Raw genomic sequence first — 19,727 nt, 5'->3', positions numbered from 1 at the left:
TCAATTAAAAATACGATTACCAGTCAAAACCCACTCTGAAATGCAAACGAGTATCACCTTCTTCAGCCATGCCTATAGGCTTGATGGGATGAGTACGTCCGCTTTCCAGTGTCCAGCGCGATTGCAGCACCTGCGCAAAATCCAGGCGCATAAATAAACCATGGGCGGCTTTAATATCCAGGCCTACCCCATAAGATGACAAGATGTAACGCTGCACCTGCGAGAGGTCGTCATTGTTGACATACGTGATCGGATCGCGCACTTTTGCAAATCCATAATCATAAAAAGCCAGCAAACGCACTTCATTCATCCATGAAGCCAGATACTTTTGTAACGGTGGCGTACGCAGTTCCATGGTGACATTGGTGCCGGTATCGCCAAGCGCGCTGGATTCCAGGAAACCGCGCACGGTATCCAGCCCGCCCAGAAAGTATTGCTCGTTAGAGATCAGAGAATCACCCGTGGTCTGGCCACCCAGAGAGCCGTACAGCTGCCATTGCGAAGGCAAGGTCTGTGTATGCTCAAGCTGGCCGCGCAGATAAGAGAAGTTAGGTCTGCCCAGAAAACGTTTCTGTGCAAACTCGTCTTCATCATTGACCAATGCTTTGGTTGAAAATATGAAATTCAAGTCAAGCTTGGTATTGCTTTCTGGCGTGTTCAGGTTACCTGTGTATCCGATCAGGAAAGGCAGGTAAGTGATCGGCGTATTCGCCAGGTCGGAACCGAGACGGCGGGTGTTTTCTTCAAAGTCCTTGTAATCCACACCTAGCGTTAAATTGTGATTAAACGATTTAACCGGGCTGGGCATGGGATGGATATAGCGCAGGCCGTAAATATTACCGTTACCTAATACATTCAAGTCGCCAACAGCACTGATATCGCTTTTGGAGACCACGCCATATAAGGCCCAGTAATCACCGTCATGCGGAATCACATAAGTCGTCGAAAACACTTTTACTTCATTGGTATCTTCCGGAGTGACTTGAAAGCCCAAACCAAGACTGTGGTCGCTCTGCCACAGATTGTCGTATCTCAAGTTGCCTGAAAGACGGGTTTCTGTCGTGTTAGGCGTGTACCTGTCATTCAGTTCCATGCTGGCATGCAGCGGAAACTTGTCGTCCACTTTTAAATCGACTTCGACCATGCCTGGTGTTTTGCCTGGCCGTAGTACTGGTGCCACTACACGGTCACCATTGATATTGACCGAAGCGATCTGTTTCTGCACGGTTGGGAAATGCGGAACGTGGCCTTCTGCAAACTCGGTCACGCTCTGCCTGATCTTGCCTAATGAGTAGTATCTGGAACCGTCAACCGTCAGCTTTTCGATCTTGCCTTCCAGCACATCCAGCTTGACCACACCGGCATTGACTTCCTGTTCCGGGATATTGACGAATACAGTGAGGTAACCTTGGTCATGAAACGCTTTTTCGAGCGCGCTGCGGGCTTTTTCCACGTCATCAATCGAGCGGTTTTCACCTAGAAACGGGTAGACGGCTTTTTCAATCTGGGTGACTGTCAACACACTGTTGCCATTCACCACATATTCGTAGATGTTAAATGGCTCGCCCTGATCCGCCGCTTGCGCTGCGTCCTGCTCGTTGACAGCCGCACCCCAGGCATTGAGCTTTTCGGGCGATGGCTGGGTCTGCTCTTCCGCGTGCAAGGCTAAACACCACAAACAACTCAACATACACAGCACACGAAGAAACAATTGCATCACCTTTCAAAGTCGGGTTCAAAGCAGAAACGCTCTATAACGGCTTGCCATTTTGAAAGAGCCGCGTGTCACAAAGATGAAATACGGACTAGTCCGCTGACCATTTTTGCTAGCCATAATGGGCTATTGCCAGCCTGCCTGAGGACACGGGCCGCTCGCAGTGCTGCGGGTGCGGAAAAATGGCGTGAAAAACAAAAAAGCACACCCGGTGGGGTGTGCTTTTATTAAGTGATATTGCAGCTTTTGACTGCGATATTTACTTTATTTCTTAATCTTAGAACTTGGATGTCAAAGGACGGCAGTTGTTACCCTGACGAGTCACTTTAGACACAACAACACCTTCGTTAGCTGTACCGCCGCAAGCAGAGGTAGAGTTGTTCAGCAACAGACCACGTGGTACGTCTGAGCAGGCAACAGTGTTGAAACCAGACAGGATCTCATCGATCACAGTCGCGCCAAAGCCGGTAGCAGAGCTGGCCTTGAATGCTTTCAAATCGATCTGGAAGCCATAGTTACCTTGTGCAGAGGTGTAACGTGCGAAAGCGTCAGTCGTGTTAACAGCAGCACCAGTTTCAGGATGTACGCCATCCAGTTTTACATAGTGATAACCGGCAACAGTCGCGTTCTCCAGTGAAACTACACCCAGAGCATATTTACCAGCAGCGTTAGCAGCGATCAATGCATCACGTACGTTACCTGTTTCTGCACCTTCGATAACAGTGTAGATACCTTCAGCTGAGTCAGCAGCTGTAGCTGGGTTCAAGCTACCACCAGTTGCCGGGTTACCGTTACATGGGTTGCCCAGGAAGAAAGCGTTTGAAGAAGCTTGTGTACCTGAAGTATCTACGCGACGTGCAATGATCACTTCTGCGTCAGCATCGTTAGGCAACAATGGTTTCCATGTGGCTGAAGAAGCGTCAGAGATCAGGGCAGCGTATTGCGCGCGAGTGATGTTAGGTGCGTTCTGTGGCAGAAAAGTGCTTGATTCAGAGATGTTTTGCTGAGCTTGCAAAGCGCGGTACAGTGAGTCAGAAGCCAATACACCGAATACCTGTGTCACGCCAGTGTTCACAACAGTACCTTTACCTGTAACGTCGATACCGAACAATGCTGGTTCTACATCAGAGAAACCGCCTACTGGTTTTTTAGGTGTGTTGTCTGTCACAGCGAAACCATTAACAGTCGCACCTGTACATTTGTAGATCTGTGCAGCAGGTTGGTGTGCAGTAGTCACGCTCAGTGTTGCAGTCGGTGCGCAAGTTGCAGTCGCAACGTTTTGCAGACGGTTCAGGTTAGTCACTACAGTACCACCGGTCAGGCTGCTGGCAACGTGTGGTGAGAATGCATTCACTGAACCACCCTGGTTAGTGAAGTAAAGCACTGTAGTTTTACCAGCGATCACACAAGCATAAGCCAGGTGGTTACCAGCAGAGCTAGAACCTGGGCGTACGCTACCAGCTGCAGTACCAGCGTGGAAAATTGACAGTGTATTGTCCTGGCATTTGCTGGCAAAGCCGAGGAATACGTTGTAGCTAGGTGCTGATGCACCTGTGATCCAGGCTTGTTGCAGGTTTGCACCGGCATTCTGGATATCTGTTGGAGTCACTGGTGCTGCAAAGGCAGAGGTAGCTGCAAAAGCAGTTGCCATTGCGATAACCAATTTGTTCAGTTTTAACATGTTCGCTTCCTTGAGTAAAAGTTTGGATGAGGTGGCCAGCTTTTGGCTGGCCAACATTTCATGGCGTTTTTAAATTGTATTTAATTAAGCCTTGCGACGACGGGCAACCAGACCTACCAGGCCCAGGCCAGCCAGCAACATGGCATAGCTGTCAGCTTCAGGCACTGCTGAAACGCTGGTTGTGAATGTCAGCAAACCGTTTGAAGACAGTTTGAATGAGTACAGACCATTGGCATTACCGGTGAAACCGATAGTGTTAGGTGTGCTGCCACCGTTAGTCACTGTTTGCAAAAAGTTAGCTGAAGTGTCAAAAGGATTGATCGCACGTACACCTGCGTCGCCAGCTGCGCCAGTACCGTAAGCGTTAGATGAACCAGCACCGCCTGCGTCTGTCAGTGGAGCAGTGCTCGCACCGTTAGCAACAGACTGGTGATTACCAGTGCTGTTAGCATTCAACAGGTACTTGTCAAAGTTGATCAGTGAGTTAACAGCTGTTGAAGTCTGAGTCACAGCATTGTTCAGGTCAGTTGCTGTCACGTAGTAACCACGTGCACCAACAGCGGCGGCACCACGTTGAGCGCCTTCGTTGTCTGAAGCGAACACTGCCCAGTTAGAAGTACCAGATACTGCGATAGATGAGAAAGTGTTCCATGCATCTGCATAGTTACCGGTTGTCAGATCCCAGGTGTAAGAACCACCGTTGCTGTCAGCATTGGCTACCAAAGCACCGAACTGGCTGTAGGTGAAGCCCAGGTCAAAAGTGGCAGAAATACCGTTTGCATTGTTCAGTGTTGATAGAACAAAGCTACCGTCACCACTGCTACCCAGGCTGATAGCAGCTTGTGCTGGAACAGTTGCGGATAATGCCAGGGCTATTGCTAAAGCTTTCAATTGAAATTTCATATACTTCTCCTCAAATTTCTAACAAAAATAATAAAAAGAACAAACTACAAACTTGCTTTTAAAAACGACTTAATCGCGTCCCAAAACATGATGGTGTAGCAACATGACAGCGTGAATTGAAAACCTAGTCCGTCTAGACTAGTCACCTGGGATTAGCCAACCCGGGCCTAATCCACTCGCGTGTGCAGGCATGCCTAAAAATCCCGTTTATTGTAGAAACTGAAGATGACAGTTTTGAATTTAAGACTAGTCCTAACGGACTAAAGGAAAGGGTGTGCAGAATAAGTTTTGGTGACAATGCAGGAGAACAACGAACCTTACTGCTTGCGTGCGATCAGGCCCATCTTGAGTGCTTTGCTCGCGGCCTGGCCACGATTCTCCACATCCATCTTTCTGAGTATGTTTTGCACATGGTTTTTGATGGTGAGCGGGCTGATCTCCATGATGCTGCCTATCTCCCAATTGGTTTTGCCGGCCTGCAACCACTCCAGCACTTCCAGCTCGCGCTTGCTCAACGGCTTGACGCGGCCATTGCGGGCGGGGGTAGAAAGCACGGACGGGCATTTATTGGCGGTGACTTTTTCAATGGCACAGTGCAGGTGCGGCATCAGCAATTCCAGCAGGTGCGCGGTTTGGGCATTGATGGGAGAACTCAGGCGGCCGAACATCACCAGGGTAGCGATGCGGCTATGCTCATTACCAAAGCCATGCACGACAAAGCGCTTGAGCTCTGAAGCAGTCATGCGCTCGGCTTCTATCTGCTCTATGGCAAAGTGACTGTTTTGCTGGCTGGGGATCTCAGTATGGTAGAACACCGGGATACCGAGTCTGCTCCACTGCTCGAATGCCTGGCTGACCAGGCCGTCGGCCTCGTGCAAGACCTGGTCGAACTGCGTATCACCGAAATAGCGGCTGGAGGTCAGATACTCGTAATCATAACTAGGCCGCTCTGTACCGCGCACACCGACGATCACCACCTCATGTGCCATCAGGCACTGGAAACCGCGCTGCAGCCAGTTAAAGAAGTGGGATCTATGCTGCAAACGCAATGACTCCTCTATCACCTCCATAAATAGCACGCGTTGCTCTTCATTCAGCACCAATCCCCACTGGTCATTGGCCTGATCCGTCCCTGTTATTGTTGTGCTCATGTGTTAATCACATTTATATAAATGGAGCATAGTTTGCGCAGAATTTGTGACAGAAAAATGATTGCCGCATGTCAGTTAGTTGATGAATTGATGACAGCGGACCAGGCCAGGGAACCACTGCGGCAACCCCGTGTTAGCCGGCAAGACTGCCCGTCTTTTGCCTGTCATAAAAGCCAGGCATGATGCTGCCATGGTCACGTCCACCCGCCTTACGCTACCCCTGCTGCTGACACTGCTTGCCGCTGCGCAGCCGGCTATGGTCTATGCCGAAGCGGCAGAGGTCAGGCAGCTGGCGCAGCAGATTATGCTCGATGATTCCAGCGAGTCTGAACTGGTGATCAGCAATGTCGCCGGCGATGACGATCTGCCAGAAGTGAACCTGACTGGTCGCCAGCCGCCAGCCGCTAAACTGCGCTGGCAGAACGGCAATATCCCTTATCAGGCTGAAGTGCAGGCGGTCGCCCAGGCAACGCAGGTAGACCCGGCGCTGATACACGCGGTGATCGCCACCGAGTCTGGCTATAATCCGCAGGCGCAATCGAAAAAAGGCGCTTATGGCCTGATGCAGGTACTACCGGCCACCGCCAGGACCCTCTCCGCCATCCCGGTCAGACAATGGTCGGTACGCCAGCAGATCTTATGGGGTTCACGCTACCTGAAAAGCATGCTGGAGTTGTTTGAAGGCGATGTGACACTGGCACTGGCTGCTTACAATGCCGGGCCGAATGCGGTCAAATCACGGCAAAACAGCTTGCCACCGTTTGCCGAAACGCGACAGTATGTGCCTAAGGTATTGAGCTATTACCGCGCATTCAAGAGCCGCTTGCCGCACGACAGCGCTGCGCTGGAATAGCTTTCCTGCGCTAACATCTAACCCTGCACCAGCATCTCACTCCCTAGCGTTTCGCCCAGGCTTCTTCCAATTCGGCCAGGGTGTTAGGCGCATAGATAAACTGCCACTCTCTATAGTGCTTGGCAGCTTTAAAGTCTGATTGAAATTCCAGGTACCCCTCACTGCGGATAGGCACCTGTAAAGAAAGGCTGTGCACGCCGACGATACGCCCATTCTTTACGATTAAGCCCATGTCTTGTTTGCTATAAAAGGGGTCGTTATACAGTTTGCGTATATGCCGTTTCAACACCGGCAAGCGCTTATCCTCCACCAGCTCCAGCAGCGTGGCCGGATACTGTTTGACTGGCTGCGGCGTGGCTTCGTAATAACGCCCTATCGCCAGCCGGTACGCCTCACCCACCTCCAGCAACAAGGCTTCATTGGCGCGCTGGCTCTGCTGCTGCCACATCACCGCCGCCCCCTGCATGCCTATGGCGGCGATCACCAGCGTCACCAGCACGCCTATATAGGAAAATCCGCGTGCCCTGTGCGCGTGTGCCGTGTGCGGCAGTACAGATAGTGCAGCTATGCGTCGCACCGGCTACCAGTCCGTATACGAGCTGCCATCCGCCGCCTGGCCGCTGGCGCCGCTATGCAGGCTATACACCCCGCCCACCAGCGGTAACTCCGGTGCGGTGATGGTCCAGGTATCATTGCGTTCGGCGATCGCATCAAAGGGCAGTTTGTCCAGGTAACGTTTGTCTACCAGTTCCTGCAAGGTGTCGGGATACTGGCCCTGGTCGGAATAAAATTCATCCAGCGCCTTGCGCGTGGTGGCCAGTTGCTGCTTGAGCGCCTGCTCTTTGGCACGCTGCACGCCGGCAAAATAACGCGGCACTGCCAGCGACAGCAGCAGCGCCAGTATAGACAGCACCACCAGCAATTCCACCAGGGTGAAACCTAGATTGAAACCCCGGGTGAAACCGGTGATGCGCCTGGCCACACTGAACTTACCATTGCGCATACGGTACTCCGTTGATTCCGGTTTGTGTACTCAGGGAATACACATCATAAACATCCTGGCCATAACGCGGCGACTCTGGCGGGCTGTCATAACTACGCAGCCCCCAGCCTATGGCCGCACTGGCCCCGGCGATCTGCTGAACTTTGAGCATAGGGTCGGTCGGCACCCGGCGCAAAAAACGCAATACCTTACGCTTGGGGTCTTTAATATCCTGCACGCCCTCAGCCAGTATCTGCAGATTGGGCGGATAACCGCTGGCATCGGCATTTTTCTTGATGCGGCCGTCATCGGCGGCTTTTTTATAACCATCGATGGCACGGCGGATCTCACGCAGACTGTCACGTAACTGCTGTTCTTTTTGCCGCTGCAAGGTGACTTGCACCATAGGGGTGGCCACGCTGGCCATGATAGCGATGATAGCCAGCGAAACCATGAGTTCTACCAAGGTGAATCCCGGAGTGAATCCAGGGCCGAATCCACTGCGCCTGCTGACGCTGACAGCCCGTCTATGCCTTGCCACGTAGCGAGACATCAGCCGCATTAAGGGATCACCTTGGGCGATGGCAAGGTCGTCGGTGATTGCTCCTGCACGTTGCCACCATTGACATTGTTAGACATGCCAGGCACCGCAGGGGTGACGTTAGAAGAAGGGAAAGTACTGGCCGGCTCGGGCGGTGGCGGCAGCGCATCTGGCGCCGGAATAGTGGCCTCAGGCGGCACCGGTGTTTCAGGTGACTCTACCACCGGCGGCTCAATCGGTTCATTCAGTTCGCGCTGGCGCTGTAACTGCTGCTCACGCAATTGCTGGCCACGCGTCTGCGGCGCCAGCGGCGTGGTGTTCAGCAGCGGCTTATCAGAGATCACACTATCGGTGCCGCTCCAGTATTCGGAGAAAGTCGCTTCCGGCAAGGTGACGTTGCTGATCACTTTAGGCGTGATCGCCAGCACGATCTCGGTCTTTTGCTTCTCATCATTATGGCGGGAGAACAATCTGCCCAGGATGGGGATCTCGCCTAAGAATGGCACTTTGTCTGCATTCTTGCGTTCGGAATCCTGGATCAGGCCGGCCAGTATCTGCGTCTCACCATGTTTGAGCCGCAGTATGGTGCTGGCATTGCGCGTGCCTATGTTAAACACCCTGGAGTTATTGCTCAGGGTCACTGCTTCGCCCAATGAGCTGACTTCAAGGTTGACTTTGATACTGACAAAGTCATCCAGCATGATGCGCGGCTCCACCTCCAGTTTCAGGCCGACATCGACATAAGACACACTCTCGGACAAGCCCACGTTGGCCGTGGTATTGGTGGTGATCACCGGCACCTTGTTGCCGACCAGCACTTTGGCTTTTTCGTTATTCTTGACGCGTATGCGCGGGTTGGAAAGCAGGTTAAGGTCCGTGTCCGTGGTCCTGAATCGTATGCTGGGGTTGGGGCTGACGCCTACATCGGAAGACTTCAGGTTTTTCAGTGCTTCCAGCGTCAGCGGGCTGTTGAGTACCGTCAGTGAGCTAGGGTAAATGATACCCAGGTCTGTCAGCTTGCCGCGCGTGATTTCCATCACCTCTATCTCCAGCATCACCTCCGGGTCGGCGATGTCCTGTGCCTTGATCATTTTTTCTGCCAGCGCCAGTACTTCCGGCCTATCCCGCAGTACCAGCATGTTCAGGCGCTCATCCACATAGACATCACGTATCTTGAGTATGGTACGCAACATGTCGGCGCACTGTTTGGCGCTGGTATTGGCAAAGTAGAAGTTGCGTATCAGCAGGTCCTGGTAATCCTTGTTCTTTTGCTGGGTGGCGGGATACACCAGCAGGCTGGTGGGCGACAGCACTTTTTTCTGCAAGCCGTTGCTGGTCAGCACCATGTCTATCGCATCTTCTATAGGCATTTTCTTGAGGAATACCGAGGCTTTCATTTCCGGCTTGATATCCTTATCCAGGATAAAATTCACGCCGGTCGCGCGCGACAGGGCCTCAAACACTACTTTGATATTGGCGTCACGCAGCTCCAGCGTCACCGGTTTGCTTAATCCGGTTTGCAATTGTGGCAAGGCCGCACGTGCATGGGTCTCCAGCGCGATCAGCTGTCTTTCCAGTGCTAAGGCCTGCTCGTTGGTCGGTTGCTCGAGCAGGATATCGCGTACCATCTTCAGCGCTTCTTTGGGCTGATCCATCTTTTGTTTGGCCGCTTCCAGTTGCTTGCGCAATATGATCTCGCGCTCGCCCGCTCTCTCATAATCCAGTGCCTTGGGATGATTTGCATCCAGCGTCAGTATGCGCGCATAGATCTGTTTCGCTGCTGCAACATCGCCTTTGGCATTGGCCGTTTCCGCCTCGAAAGAGAGGGCATTGATCGCCTGTTCGCGTTCGCGGTACCAGCGATTGCGTAACTCCACATCCCCTGGCTTTTCAGCCACCAGTTTGGCCAATTCATGTACTTTACCCTCGGGCGTGGTGGCCGTAAGCCTGGGCGGGAACAGGCTGCAGCCAGCCAGCGCAAAGGCCGCCGCCAGCAGCAGGGCTGTAGTGCGCAAGCGGCCAGATAAACCGGTTGAACGAAGAGGTGTATGGTTGGAGTGACTCATGAATTATTGTTCTAAAGGAATATTGTCTTCGGTATCCGCCGCGGCCTGGCGTAGCCCGGCTGCAGCAGTTCTGGCTTTGCTCAACACCACAGTCTGGTTGAGCGGCACATAGGTGAAATACACAGCTTGCTCATCTTCCCTGTCCAGCCGCCATTGCGCGGTGACCTGGCTTTTCAGCCTGGGCATCAGCACTTTTTTCTGCTGCATCAGGATCACCGTATTGCCTTCCGGCACATCCTGCAGACTGCCGACATAGGTGTAAGGCAGCGGTGGTGCTTTCGGTGGTGGCGGCGGTTGCGGTTTAGGTGGCGGTGGCAACCACTCGTGTGCGGTAAACAGCGCGTGGCTGACCTTGGCAGGTGTTTGACGCGGCAGGACTACACTAGTAATTGCCTCAGTGGTGACTGACGCTGGTGTGCCTGTCTCTGGGGCGGCTGCAGGGGTGTTGTGGTTAGATGCAGCGTGCTCAGGTGCGCTGGCGGTTGCTGGCTCAGAAACTGTGGCGGCGGCTGACTGCATATTGTTTTGTTGCCGGGCAGGTTGGGCCAGGCTGTTGTCAGCCACCACGGTCTCATCCGCTGCATCCTCGGCTGACCATTGCCAGTACACGAGTGCCATGGTCAGCAGCAGGCTGGCCCACAACAGTAGCTGCCGTGATTTTTGTGGCTGGGCTGCTTCAAGACGCATGCTCAGCCCCGCCGCGGATAAAGATGGAGAATGTCAGCGTCGCCTCTATCACCGGCTGCATGGTTTCGTTCTTGCGCAGTTCCAGCGCGGTCAGGGCCATGGTCGGGTAACGACGCAGCACCTCACTGATAAAGCGGCGGCAGGTGACATAATCGGACTGGATAGTGAAACGCATATCGAATTGCTGTATAGACTGCGGCGTATCGGCGGCCTGATGTGCCTGCCATTGATAATCACCCACATTGAGCGGGATATGATGTTTCTGCGCCAGCGCAGCCACCTGCAACATGCGCGGCGATAATTCGTTACTGGCCGGCAGCTGTTGCCACAACTCAGACAGCGTGACCGGCTCATTGGCCTGCTCAGTCGTTTTAGCCTTAGCCAACAGCGCATTTTTCAGCTGCGGCGTGGTGTTGGCAGTAGCGTCAGCTGGCAACGCAAGTTGCTGCAGTTCTTGTTGCAGGGCAGCAAGCCTGGCCGTTTTTTCCGGTTGTTGCGCTAGCAGATACAGCCAGACCACCAGCAGCAGGCAGCTGGCTAGCATAGGGATCCAGCCCAGATACCAGGCGCTGCGCCTGGCCAGCCAAATCAGCCCGGCGGGTGAAGGCAAGCGTAGGCGGTTCATGGCTGCCACCCGCCCTGTATCTCAAAACTGACCGGGCGTTGCGGATGCGTTTCTATCACCTGGTGCTTTTGCAGATGCACTTGTGTCAGCACCGCCGCTTGTTGCAGCTGCCCTACATATTTCAACAGGGTGGTGTAATCCTTGGCTTCGCCGGACAGGGTGAATTGCCCGCGCGTAGCGTCTGGCAACAGCTGTAGCAAGGCGATATCCTTGATCTGCCTGGATTCCAGCGCCTGCAATAAATCAAACCAGCGGATATTCAATTGCTGGGTGACGGTTTGCGCTTGTTTTTGCTGCGCCTGCGTGAGCGCGATCGCTGCTTTCTTTTGTGCCGCCGCATGCGCATTTCGCGCCAGCTGTTCCGGGGTGCTGGCAGGTGTGGTCTGCGCTGCCACGGCCGCTTGTGACTGGCTGGCTGCAGCACGCGCTTGCAGCAGTTGCTGCTTGCGTTGGGCTAGGCGTTGTTCAATGCTTTGTTCATGGGCCTGCAACTGTGCCTCGACCTCGTCATCCGCATGCCAGGCAGTGCAAACCAGCACAGCGCACAGCGCTGACAGCAATACACCTGGCCAGCGCAGCTTTTGCCAGGCAAACGCGGGCTGAGCAAATTCAAAATGATAGTTAGGATCAGGCCACATGCGCGACCTCAGTCCAAAGGGTGGTGATGGCGTGCGCGGCATACAGGTTTTTGCAGGCCAGCCGGCCTGCCAGATGTTGTGCCAGCCGCCGCCCTGTGGCAGCCACCGGCTCGCAGGCCGGTTCGCCCAGCCAGTAACAGGGCGTGGCCTGCACACCTAACAAAGTGCGCTCGCGCAACAACCAGGCAGCCATGCTCTCCACATCGCTCAACTCAGCGACCAGGCTGGCCACATGGGTGATCTCGCCTTGCTGCAACTGCAATAAGCGCAGCATATGCGGCTCGGCACTGACTACCGTGCCAGTGTCAGGCAGGCGGCTATGCGCCCACAGTGCGCTGGCATAGGGTTGCACTGACAGTTGCAGATATCTGTGCGGCGCCAGCAGGTTTTTTAGCGCTATGTTTGGCAACAGCGGCGTAGTCGCTAGCAGGCAGGCATGGCCGGGCAGCACATCCTGCATACGCAACGGCCATTGCACTGCGGGCTCGCCATATGTATTGAGCAGCATGGCGCGGGCATAGGTCAGCCGCTCGCTGCCGGATAAAGCTGAAGCCTGACCGCTTGCCTGTATGGCAGGCAATAGCATGAGGTGCACATGCTGGTCTGTCAGGTAAATTTCTATGCGTTGCCAGGCGGTGGCTGGCAGTTGCGCCATCAGCGCAGCCATGGCGGCCTGCAGTGCCAACGGCTCTGGGCTTTCCAGGTGTGCCTGGGCCACGGTCTTGCGTGTTTGTATACCGGCCGGCCAGTGCTCGGCCAGCAGGCTGTCGGCAGTCACCAATATGCGCGTCAGGCCGCACCACCGTATCTGTCTGAACATATCAGGCAATAAACGTGACACGATTGATCTCCTGCAAACTGGTCATACCGGCGCCGGCAGCGCTGACGGCCGCTTCGCGTATGGTTCGCATGCCATTTTTGGCAGCGGCTTCTTTTAACTGGCGGATAGGCTCACGCGCAATAATCATTTCGCGCAATTCATCATTGAGCACCAATACCTCTGCCACCGCCTTGCGGCCTTTATAGCCGGTACCGCGGCAATGGCCGCAGCCCTTGGCATGTTTAAAGCGCATGCCTATCGTCTGTGCCGGGGTCAGGCCGGAGGCTTGCAATAACTCGTCATCCGGCTCGAACGGTTCTGCGCAATGCGGGCACAGGCTGCGTACCAGTCGCTGCGCAATGATGCCGTTGACGGCAGACACAAAGTGGTACGGGTCTACCCCCATGTGCATAAAGCGGCCTATCACATCGAGCACACTGTTGGCGTGCACGGTGGAGAACACCAGGTGACCGGTCAGCGCTGCCTGCACGGCGATCTGTGCGGTTTCGGCATCACGGATCTCGCCGACCATGATCTTGTCAGGGTCATGGCGCAGGATAGAGCGTAGCCCGCGCGCGAATGTCAGGCCTTTCTTCTCATTGACCGGGATCTGCAATACGCCTGGCAACTGGTACTCGACCGGGTCTTCAATGGTGACTATCTTGTCAAAACCGGTATTCACTTCCGAGATCGCCGCATACAAAGAAGTGGTTTTACCGCTACCGGTGGGGCCAGTCACCAGCACCATACCGTAAGGCTCGCTGGCCAGTTTTCTGAATCTGGCGATCACGTCGTCGTCAAAGCCCAGCGCTTTCAGGCTTAATCCCTGCGCTTGTTCAGTCAGTGCCTTGCGGTCCAGTACCCTTAAGACGGCATCTTCACCAAAAGCACTGGGCATGATAGAAACGCGGAAGTCTATTAGGCGGTTCATGGCATGCACTTTGAAACGGCCATCCTGCGGGATACGCCGCTCGGCGATATCCAGCTGCGCCATCACTTTGATACGCGAGATCGCCTGTTCTGCGCTATCCAGCCCCGGGCTGTTGGCGATGCTGGCCATGACGCCATCAATGCGGTATTTCACGGCCAGGCCGCCGGGATGCGATTCCAGGTGGATATCGCTGGCGCCGGTTTTCAGCGCGTCATATAAAGTCGAATTGATCAGCTTGATGATAGGGTTGGCGTCTTCATGTATCGATTTCAGCGAAAGCTGCATCACGACTTCTTCTTCGCCCTCCTGTGCCTGCTCTTCATGCAGGCCCATGCCGTCCATGGCGCGCATGGTTTCTTCTTCGCCGGCCAGGTAGGCGCTGATATCCAGCCGGTGTGCCAGCCGCCAGGCGTAGGTCTGTTGCACCGCGTGTTGTGCCCATAACGCCAGCTGTCTATCAAACGGGTCAGCAAATACCAGTATCAGGGCCTGGTTCTCATCATAAAAAGCCAGGCATTCCTTTTGCTGGGCCGTGTTGTAGCTGATGACATCGAATGCCACCTGCCACTCGCGCATTTCACGCATACTGGCGACCGGGTAATGCAACAACTGCCCCAGTTGCAGCACCAGGGTCTCACTGTCCAGCGACAGTACTTCTTCCAGCACCTCGATGACGCGGCGCTGTTGCTGCTGCGCCAGTGTTTGCGCCTGGGCGATACTGTCTGCGTCCAGCGTCGCTGGTGTGTGTTTGGGTAAAGGCTGGTTCATTGGATCTGGCCCGCCAGTTCAAAGATAGGCATATACAGCAGCAGCACCACTACCCCTATGACCAGGCCGATAAACAGCATGAGCAAAGGCTCGAATAGTTTGGTGAACCAGTCTATCCAGCGCGCCAGTTCTTCATCATAAAAACCGGCGATGCTGTCCATCATCTGCGCCACGTTGCCGCCGCGCTCGCCGACCAGCAACATGCGTTCGCCTATCGGTGTGGTCATGCCCGCCGTTTTAAAGGCGTGCGACAGCGGCTGCCCCTGGCTGATCATGGTTTGCGCCCGTTGCAGGCTGAGTGCCATGCTGCTATCGAGCAGGCCACCCAGCGAATCGATCGCCGTCATAATCGGCGTGCCGCCTGCCAGCAACATGCCCATAGTGCGGTAGAAGCGTGCCAGCTGGTAGAGCTGCAACTTGGCACCGACCGCCGGAATGCGCCAGATGGACCTGATCATGGCTTGCCGCATGGCCGGGGTTTTGAATAACACCACCAGGCCTATGACCATGCCGACCACGATGGCCAGCATGGTTTCGCCATGTTGCGAGATCAGCGTGCCCCACTGCAACATCATTTGCGACATCCACGGCAGATCGGCGCCTGTGCCTTCATACACGCTGCTGAATTTGGGCACCACAAAGCCCATCAGAAATGCGATCACCAGGCCGCCGACGATGATCAGCAACATGGGGTAGATAGAGGCACTAACGATTTTTTTCTTTAACAATGACACCTGGTTGTCATAAGCGATATAGCGCGACAAGGCATTGCCCAGGTCACCGGTCCGCTCGGCGGCTTTGACGGTGGCAAAATACAAAGGCGGGAAGATCTCGGGCTGACGCTCCAGCGCGGCAGAGAATGACTTGCCTTGCTGCAGTGATTGCAGGATAGCTTGCAACACTGTGCGCGTATGGTCCTGGCGTAATGAAAGTGCCTCGATCGCTTCGACCAGGTTGAGCCCGGAATGCAACAAGGCCAGTAACTCCTGGCTGAACAGGGCCAGCGGAAAAGCCTCTTTTTTCAAACGCGCTTTGCCGGATTTATCCAGCTGCAGCGAGACTGCCAGCAGGCCTTTGGACTTTAATTGGGCATAGGCATCCTGCTCGTCGTCGGCCTGTAGCTCGACCATAGTCAGCAGTGAGCCATTCAATACTTTTGCCTGGTAGCGCATGCCAATTACCAGCTGGTAATGTCCTGTGACTCGTCGCTGCCGCCGGCCTGGCCGTCTTTGCCATAGCTGAACAGGTCATACTCGCCATGCTGGCCGGGAAAGCGGTACTGGTAAGGCTTGCCCCACGGGTCATTCGGCACCCCCTTCTTCAGGTAAGGGCCGCTCCAGCGGGTATCATTATCGGTGTTTGTCATCAGCGCATTCAAGCCCTGCTCGGTGCTCGGGTAATGGCCGGTATCCAGTCGCAACTGGTCTAATGACTGCTCCAGCGCCGCGATCTGCGCCTTGGCTGTTTTTACTTCAGACTTGCCTATCTGCTGGAAATATTTGGGGCCGACATAGCCTGCCAGTAAGCCGATGATGACCATCACCACTAATAATTCTAGTAAGGTAAAGCCGCTACAGCTTGGGACTGAACGATGCGCCATCCAATATTGCTCCATGAAAAATTGATGACAATATTAAGCAGTTCAGATTGCAGAAAAGTGGCAGCAATGTGACAGACAGTCAAAGTTGTAAATCCGTATTAACAGCTTTGACTATCAATGAGTTAGCGCATGGCCAGGTTAGACAGCTATTGGCAGGAGGGGAGTCGCCAGTGATTCAGCGGGAGTGATTCAGAAACAGTTATTCACCAAGAAAACCGCCACTCTGGTGTGCCCAGAGTTTGGCGTATATACCATTGAGCTGCAACAGCTCATGATGCGTGCCGGTCTCCACGATACGGCCTTTATCCAGCACCACCAGTTTATCCATGGCAGCGATGGTGGAAAGTCGGTGCGCGATGGCGATCACGGTTTTGCCTTCCATCAACTGTGCCAGATGGTGTTGAATAGCCTGTTCGACCTCGGAATCCAGCGCACTGGTCGCTTCATCCAGCACCAGGATAGGTGCATTTTTGAGCATGACGCGGGCAATGGCGATGCGTTGGCGCTGGCCGCCGGACAACTTCACGCCGCGTTCGCCTACATGGGCGTCGTAGCCGGTACGGCCTTTGGCATCGCGCAAGGTCTGGATAAAGTCATGCGCTTCTGCCCGCCTGGCTGCCGCGATCATATCTTCTTCGGTGGCGTCAGGGCGGCCATAGAGGATGTTCTCGCGCACCGATCTATGCAGCAACGAGGTATCCTGCGTCACCATGCCTATCTGCTGGCGTAAAGAATTCTGTTTCACTGCAGCGATAGACTGTCCGTCCACCTTGATATGGCCGGACTGGATATCAAAAAAGCGCATCAGCAGATTGACGATGGTGGATTTACCGGCACCTGACCTGCCGACCAGGCCTACCCGCTCGCCTGGCTGTATGGTCAGGTTGAAGTTTTCCAGCAGCGGCGCCTGTTTTTCATAAGCGAAATCTACCTGGTCAAACCTGACTTCGCCGCGTGGAACGGCGAGTGCAGGCGCCGCGGTGGTGTCTACCACGCGGTTTTCTACCGACAGGGTATTGATACCATCCTGCACGGTACCTATCTGCTCGTAAAGCGAAGTCAGTTCCCACATCACCCAGTGCGAAATACCATTGAGACGTAAGCTCATGGCCATCACCGCAGCCACCGCACCGGCAGCCACCAGGCTTTGCGACCATAACCATAGCACCAAGCCACCGCTGGCGATGATCAGGCACATATTGAGGAAGTGGTTAATGGTCTCTACGCCGCTGACCATACGCATCTGTCCGTGCACGCTATTGAGGAACTCCTGCATGGCAGACTGGGCATAGTCAGCCTCGCGCCCCGCATGTGAAAACAGCTTTACGGTGGAGATATTGGTATAGGCATCGGTGATACGCCCGGTCATCAGTGCCCGTGCATCCGCCTGCTGTTGCGAGACCTTGGCTAACCTGGGGATAAAATACAGCAGTGCACAGCCATATAACAGCAGCCAGCCAAGAAACGGCAGCACCATCCACGGATGAAAACTGCCCACCACGGTGACTATGGTAGTGAAATATAGCAACACATAGACCATGATGTCGGCGAGGATGAACCAAACCTCACGCACCGCCAGTGCGGTTTGCATGACCTTGGCCGACACGCGCCCGGCAAACTCATCCTGGTAGAACACCATACTCTGGTTCAGCATATGCTGATGGAACTGCCAGCGTAGCCGCATGGGAAAGTTACCAGCCAGGGTCTGATGTTTCATCAGCGTTTGCAGCGTAATGATCAGGGTACTGCCGATCAGGATAGCGACCACCCAGGTCAGAGTGTCCTGGTGAGTGGTCCACAGCTGTTGCGGGGCGATGGCAGTCAGCTTATCCACCACTTTACCCATCAGCGCGAATAACAAGGCTTCAAAAGAACCGATACAGGCTGTCAGTATGGTCATGCATAAGATGTACTTGCGCATGCCGTATGAACAGGCCCACATAAATGGCCAGAAGCGCGTAGGCAGGTTTTGAATTATTTCGCGCGGAAACGGAGAGACCAGGCCCTCAAACTTGGAAAACAATCGCATGGTTAAACTTGTGTATAGATCAGGACAACGGCTTCGGCAGCAATGCCTTCGCCACGGCCGGTAAAGCCCAGTTTTTCGGTGGTGGTGGCTTTAACGTTAATAAAATCGATAGCCAGCTGACAGTCGCTGGCAATGTTCTCGCGTATGCTCTGGATATGCGGCCCCAGTCGCGGCGCTTCGCAGATAACGGTGGCATCCACATTGCCTATACTAAAACCTTTTTGCTGTAGCAGCCCGACCACGTGGCGCAGTAACTCACGCGAGTCTATGCCTTTGTAGCGCATGTCTGTAGGCGGAAAATGCTTGCCTATATCGCCCAGAGCGGCGGCGCCTAACAGCGCATCGCAAATGGCATGCAGCAATACATCGGCATCAGAATGCCCGTCCAGTCCAAGTGGATGCGGGATGTGTACGCCACCGATGATGCAATCGCGGCCACTGACCAGCGCGTGCACATCAAAACCGTGGCCGATTCTAAAAGGCGTCATATAATTTCTGTTTCACTCAATTGATTTAAAGGTTCACTCTGGTACGGCTTGCATCAATGCAGCCACCACAGTTAAATCTTGCGGGTAAGTGACTTTCATATTCTTCAAATCTCCCAGCACCAGTTTAGGCTGATGCCCCATCCACTCCATCGCCTGTGCCTCATCGGTGGGCTGCCGGTGCAAGTGCGTGCTTAATGCCTGTTGCAGCTCAGCATGGCGGAACATCTGTGGCGTTTGTGCCTGCCATAACTTTACCCGGGGAATAGTCTCGTCTACCAAGCCATGTTCATCCGCGCGTTTCAAGGTATCTGCCAAAGGTAGTGCCAGCAACCCGCCTACTTCACTTGCAGAAATGGCGTTGATCAGGCGCGTTATCATAGCCTGATCTATCCCTGGCCTGGCAGCATCGTGTACCAATACCCAGTCTGCCGCTGCCACCGTGTCAGCCATAGACTGCAAACCATTGAGTACACTGGCGGCGCGTGTTTCTCCGCCACAGTCGACAACGCGTGTCTTTTTACAGTGCGACAACAATGCCGGTTGCCAGAAGGCATCATCCTTGGCCACCACTATGGTAATGCTGGAGATTTGCTCTATGGCTTCGAATATATCGATAGCATGTTGCAGGATTGGTTTCCCGCTCAGCATTAAATATTGCTTTGGTGTCTCTGACTGCATGCGTGCGCCATGCCCGGCACCTGGAATTAAGACATGATATCTGGCCATGCCGACATTCTAACATGTCAGCTTCTGCGACTTAGCTTTCTGCGCCTTGGCTGCTGAATAGCCCACATGGGTCAATGACAGCTTGGCGTGGATTTCTTATCATGCTAGCAAACGAGGGAGAAGACTCACATAACAGCCGTAACAAGCAGGCTAGACCTGTAGCAGCGGCGTGATCGACCATTACCAGAACAGCAAATAGCAAGCAGCAGTACAGCAACACAGATTTCATGGCAGTCTATTTAATGTTTTATCCTAATAGACTTTGATAGCCCGGTGCGTGCACCGGGTTTTTTTATGCCTGTAGTATTTGAGATAGCAGGTCGTTGTAAAGCCAGGTACTGTAAAAGCACTGTGCGCTGTAAAAGCAAAAACCCCGCTATTGCTAGCGGGGTTTTCTTATAAGGAGCTTGGGGATGACCTACTTTCGCATACGAAGAGTACACTATCATTGGCGCAAGTTCGTTTCACGGCCCTGTTCGAGATGGGAAGGGGTGGTTCCAAACCGCTATTGTCCCCAAACATAA

Annotated in this window: 19 protein-coding genes and 1 rRNA gene; 1 reads left to right on the top strand and 19 read right to left on the bottom strand. The window is 54.2% G+C overall.

The window, feature by feature from the left end:
- Nucleotides 1-16: 16 nt before the first annotated feature.
- The 4 genes from ACFQ1Z_RS00100 to epsA form a co-directional block, all read right to left on the bottom strand.
- A complete protein-coding gene (locus ACFQ1Z_RS00100; RefSeq protein ID WP_379054412.1) occupies nt 17-1,717 on the bottom strand; it encodes a ShlB/FhaC/HecB family hemolysin secretion/activation protein in 1,701 nt (566 codons plus the stop codon).
- Nucleotides 1,718-1,991: 274 nt separating this feature from the next.
- Nucleotides 1,992-3,395 (bottom strand): hypothetical protein, encoded by a 1,404-nt coding sequence (locus ACFQ1Z_RS00095; protein WP_379054410.1) that lies wholly within the window; start codon nt 3,393-3,395, stop codon nt 1,992-1,994.
- A gap of 84 nt (nt 3,396-3,479) precedes the next feature.
- Nucleotides 3,480-4,298 carry a PEP-CTERM sorting domain-containing protein gene (locus ACFQ1Z_RS00090; RefSeq protein WP_379054408.1) on the bottom strand — a complete coding sequence of 273 codons (819 nt, stop codon included), beginning with the start codon at nt 4,296-4,298 and terminating at the stop codon, nt 3,480-3,482.
- 317 nt (nt 4,299-4,615) lie between these two features.
- Nucleotides 4,616-5,449: an XrtB/PEP-CTERM-associated transcriptional regulator EpsA gene (gene epsA, locus ACFQ1Z_RS00085; RefSeq protein WP_379054406.1), complete on the bottom strand. Its 834-nt coding sequence runs from the start codon at nt 5,447-5,449 to the stop codon at nt 4,616-4,618.
- Between the two features lie 190 nt (nt 5,450-5,639).
- On the opposite strand from epsA, the gene ACFQ1Z_RS00080 reads away from it, so the two are divergent.
- On the top strand, nt 5,640-6,302 hold the full coding sequence (locus ACFQ1Z_RS00080; protein ID WP_379054404.1) for a lytic transglycosylase domain-containing protein: 663 nt from the start codon (nt 5,640-5,642) through the stop codon (nt 6,300-6,302).
- A 43-nt stretch (nt 6,303-6,345) separates the two neighbouring features.
- On the opposite strand, the gene ACFQ1Z_RS00075 is transcribed toward ACFQ1Z_RS00080, so the two are convergent.
- The 15 genes from ACFQ1Z_RS00075 to rrf all read right to left on the bottom strand — a co-directional run bounded on the left by ACFQ1Z_RS00075 (nt 6,346) and on the right by rrf (nt 19,722).
- Entirely contained in the window at nt 6,346-6,879 is a 534-nt protein-coding gene (locus ACFQ1Z_RS00075; protein ID WP_379054402.1) for a type II secretion system protein, read from the bottom strand.
- A 3-nt stretch (nt 6,880-6,882) separates the two neighbouring features.
- Nucleotides 6,883-7,305: a type II secretion system protein gene (locus ACFQ1Z_RS00070; RefSeq protein WP_379054400.1), complete on the bottom strand. Its 423-nt coding sequence runs from the start codon at nt 7,303-7,305 to the stop codon at nt 6,883-6,885.
- On the bottom strand, nt 7,292-7,846 hold the full coding sequence (locus ACFQ1Z_RS00065) for a type II secretion system protein (protein ID WP_379054398.1): 555 nt from the start codon (nt 7,844-7,846) through the stop codon (nt 7,292-7,294). Before ACFQ1Z_RS00065 ends, ACFQ1Z_RS00070 begins: the two co-directional genes overlap by 14 nt.
- A complete protein-coding gene (locus ACFQ1Z_RS00060) occupies nt 7,846-9,891 on the bottom strand; it encodes a secretin N-terminal domain-containing protein (protein ID WP_379054396.1) in 2,046 nt (681 codons plus the stop codon). Before ACFQ1Z_RS00060 ends, ACFQ1Z_RS00065 begins: the two co-directional genes overlap by 1 nt.
- A 3-nt stretch (nt 9,892-9,894) precedes the next feature.
- Nucleotides 9,895-10,578 (bottom strand): hypothetical protein, encoded by a 684-nt coding sequence (locus tag ACFQ1Z_RS00055; protein WP_379054394.1) that lies wholly within the window; start codon nt 10,576-10,578, stop codon nt 9,895-9,897.
- Entirely contained in the window at nt 10,568-11,203 is a 636-nt protein-coding gene (locus ACFQ1Z_RS00050; RefSeq protein WP_379054392.1) for a hypothetical protein, read from the bottom strand. Before ACFQ1Z_RS00050 ends, ACFQ1Z_RS00055 begins: the two co-directional genes overlap by 11 nt.
- The gene (locus ACFQ1Z_RS00045) at nt 11,200-11,841 is read right to left on the bottom strand and encodes a hypothetical protein (protein ID WP_379054390.1); all 642 of its coding nucleotides are present in this window, start codon (nt 11,839-11,841) and stop codon (nt 11,200-11,202) included. The genes ACFQ1Z_RS00050 and ACFQ1Z_RS00045 overlap by 4 nt, the downstream gene beginning before the upstream one ends.
- Nucleotides 11,831-12,682 (bottom strand): hypothetical protein, encoded by an 852-nt coding sequence (locus ACFQ1Z_RS00040; protein ID WP_379054388.1) that lies wholly within the window; start codon nt 12,680-12,682, stop codon nt 11,831-11,833. Before ACFQ1Z_RS00040 ends, ACFQ1Z_RS00045 begins: the two co-directional genes overlap by 11 nt.
- A complete protein-coding gene (locus ACFQ1Z_RS00035; protein WP_379054386.1) occupies nt 12,663-14,360 on the bottom strand; it encodes a GspE/PulE family protein in 1,698 nt (565 codons plus the stop codon). The genes ACFQ1Z_RS00040 and ACFQ1Z_RS00035 overlap by 20 nt, the downstream gene beginning before the upstream one ends.
- Complete coding sequence (locus tag ACFQ1Z_RS00030) at nt 14,357-15,532, bottom strand: type II secretion system F family protein (RefSeq protein WP_379054384.1); 1,176 nt, start codon at nt 15,530-15,532, stop codon at nt 14,357-14,359. Before ACFQ1Z_RS00030 ends, ACFQ1Z_RS00035 begins: the two co-directional genes overlap by 4 nt.
- Nucleotides 15,533-15,537: 5 nt before the next feature.
- Entirely contained in the window at nt 15,538-15,960 is a 423-nt protein-coding gene (gene gspG / locus ACFQ1Z_RS00025) for a type II secretion system major pseudopilin GspG (protein ID WP_379054382.1), read from the bottom strand.
- A gap of 199 nt (nt 15,961-16,159) precedes the next feature.
- Nucleotides 16,160-17,989 carry an ABC transporter ATP-binding protein gene (locus ACFQ1Z_RS00020; RefSeq protein WP_379054380.1) on the bottom strand — a complete coding sequence of 610 codons (1,830 nt, stop codon included), beginning with the start codon at nt 17,987-17,989 and terminating at the stop codon, nt 16,160-16,162.
- A 2-nt stretch (nt 17,990-17,991) separates the two neighbouring features.
- Nucleotides 17,992-18,477 carry a 2-C-methyl-D-erythritol 2,4-cyclodiphosphate synthase gene (gene ispF / locus ACFQ1Z_RS00015; RefSeq protein WP_379054378.1) on the bottom strand — a complete coding sequence of 162 codons (486 nt, stop codon included), beginning with the start codon at nt 18,475-18,477 and terminating at the stop codon, nt 17,992-17,994.
- A 33-nt stretch (nt 18,478-18,510) separates the two neighbouring features.
- A complete protein-coding gene (gene ispD, locus ACFQ1Z_RS00010) occupies nt 18,511-19,203 on the bottom strand; it encodes a 2-C-methyl-D-erythritol 4-phosphate cytidylyltransferase (protein ID WP_379054376.1) in 693 nt (230 codons plus the stop codon).
- 405 nt (nt 19,204-19,608) lie between these two features.
- Nucleotides 19,609-19,722: ribosomal RNA gene (gene rrf, locus ACFQ1Z_RS00005) — 5S ribosomal RNA — on the bottom strand.
- Nucleotides 19,723-19,727: the final 5 nt, after the last annotated feature.

This window comes from Methylophilus luteus (assembly GCF_042676265.1).
Classification (GTDB): Bacteria; Pseudomonadota; Gammaproteobacteria; order Burkholderiales; family Methylophilaceae; genus Methylophilus; species Methylophilus luteus.
Note: the sequence above shows the minus strand (reverse complement) of the source record. Positions and strands in the feature narration are given on the sequence as shown.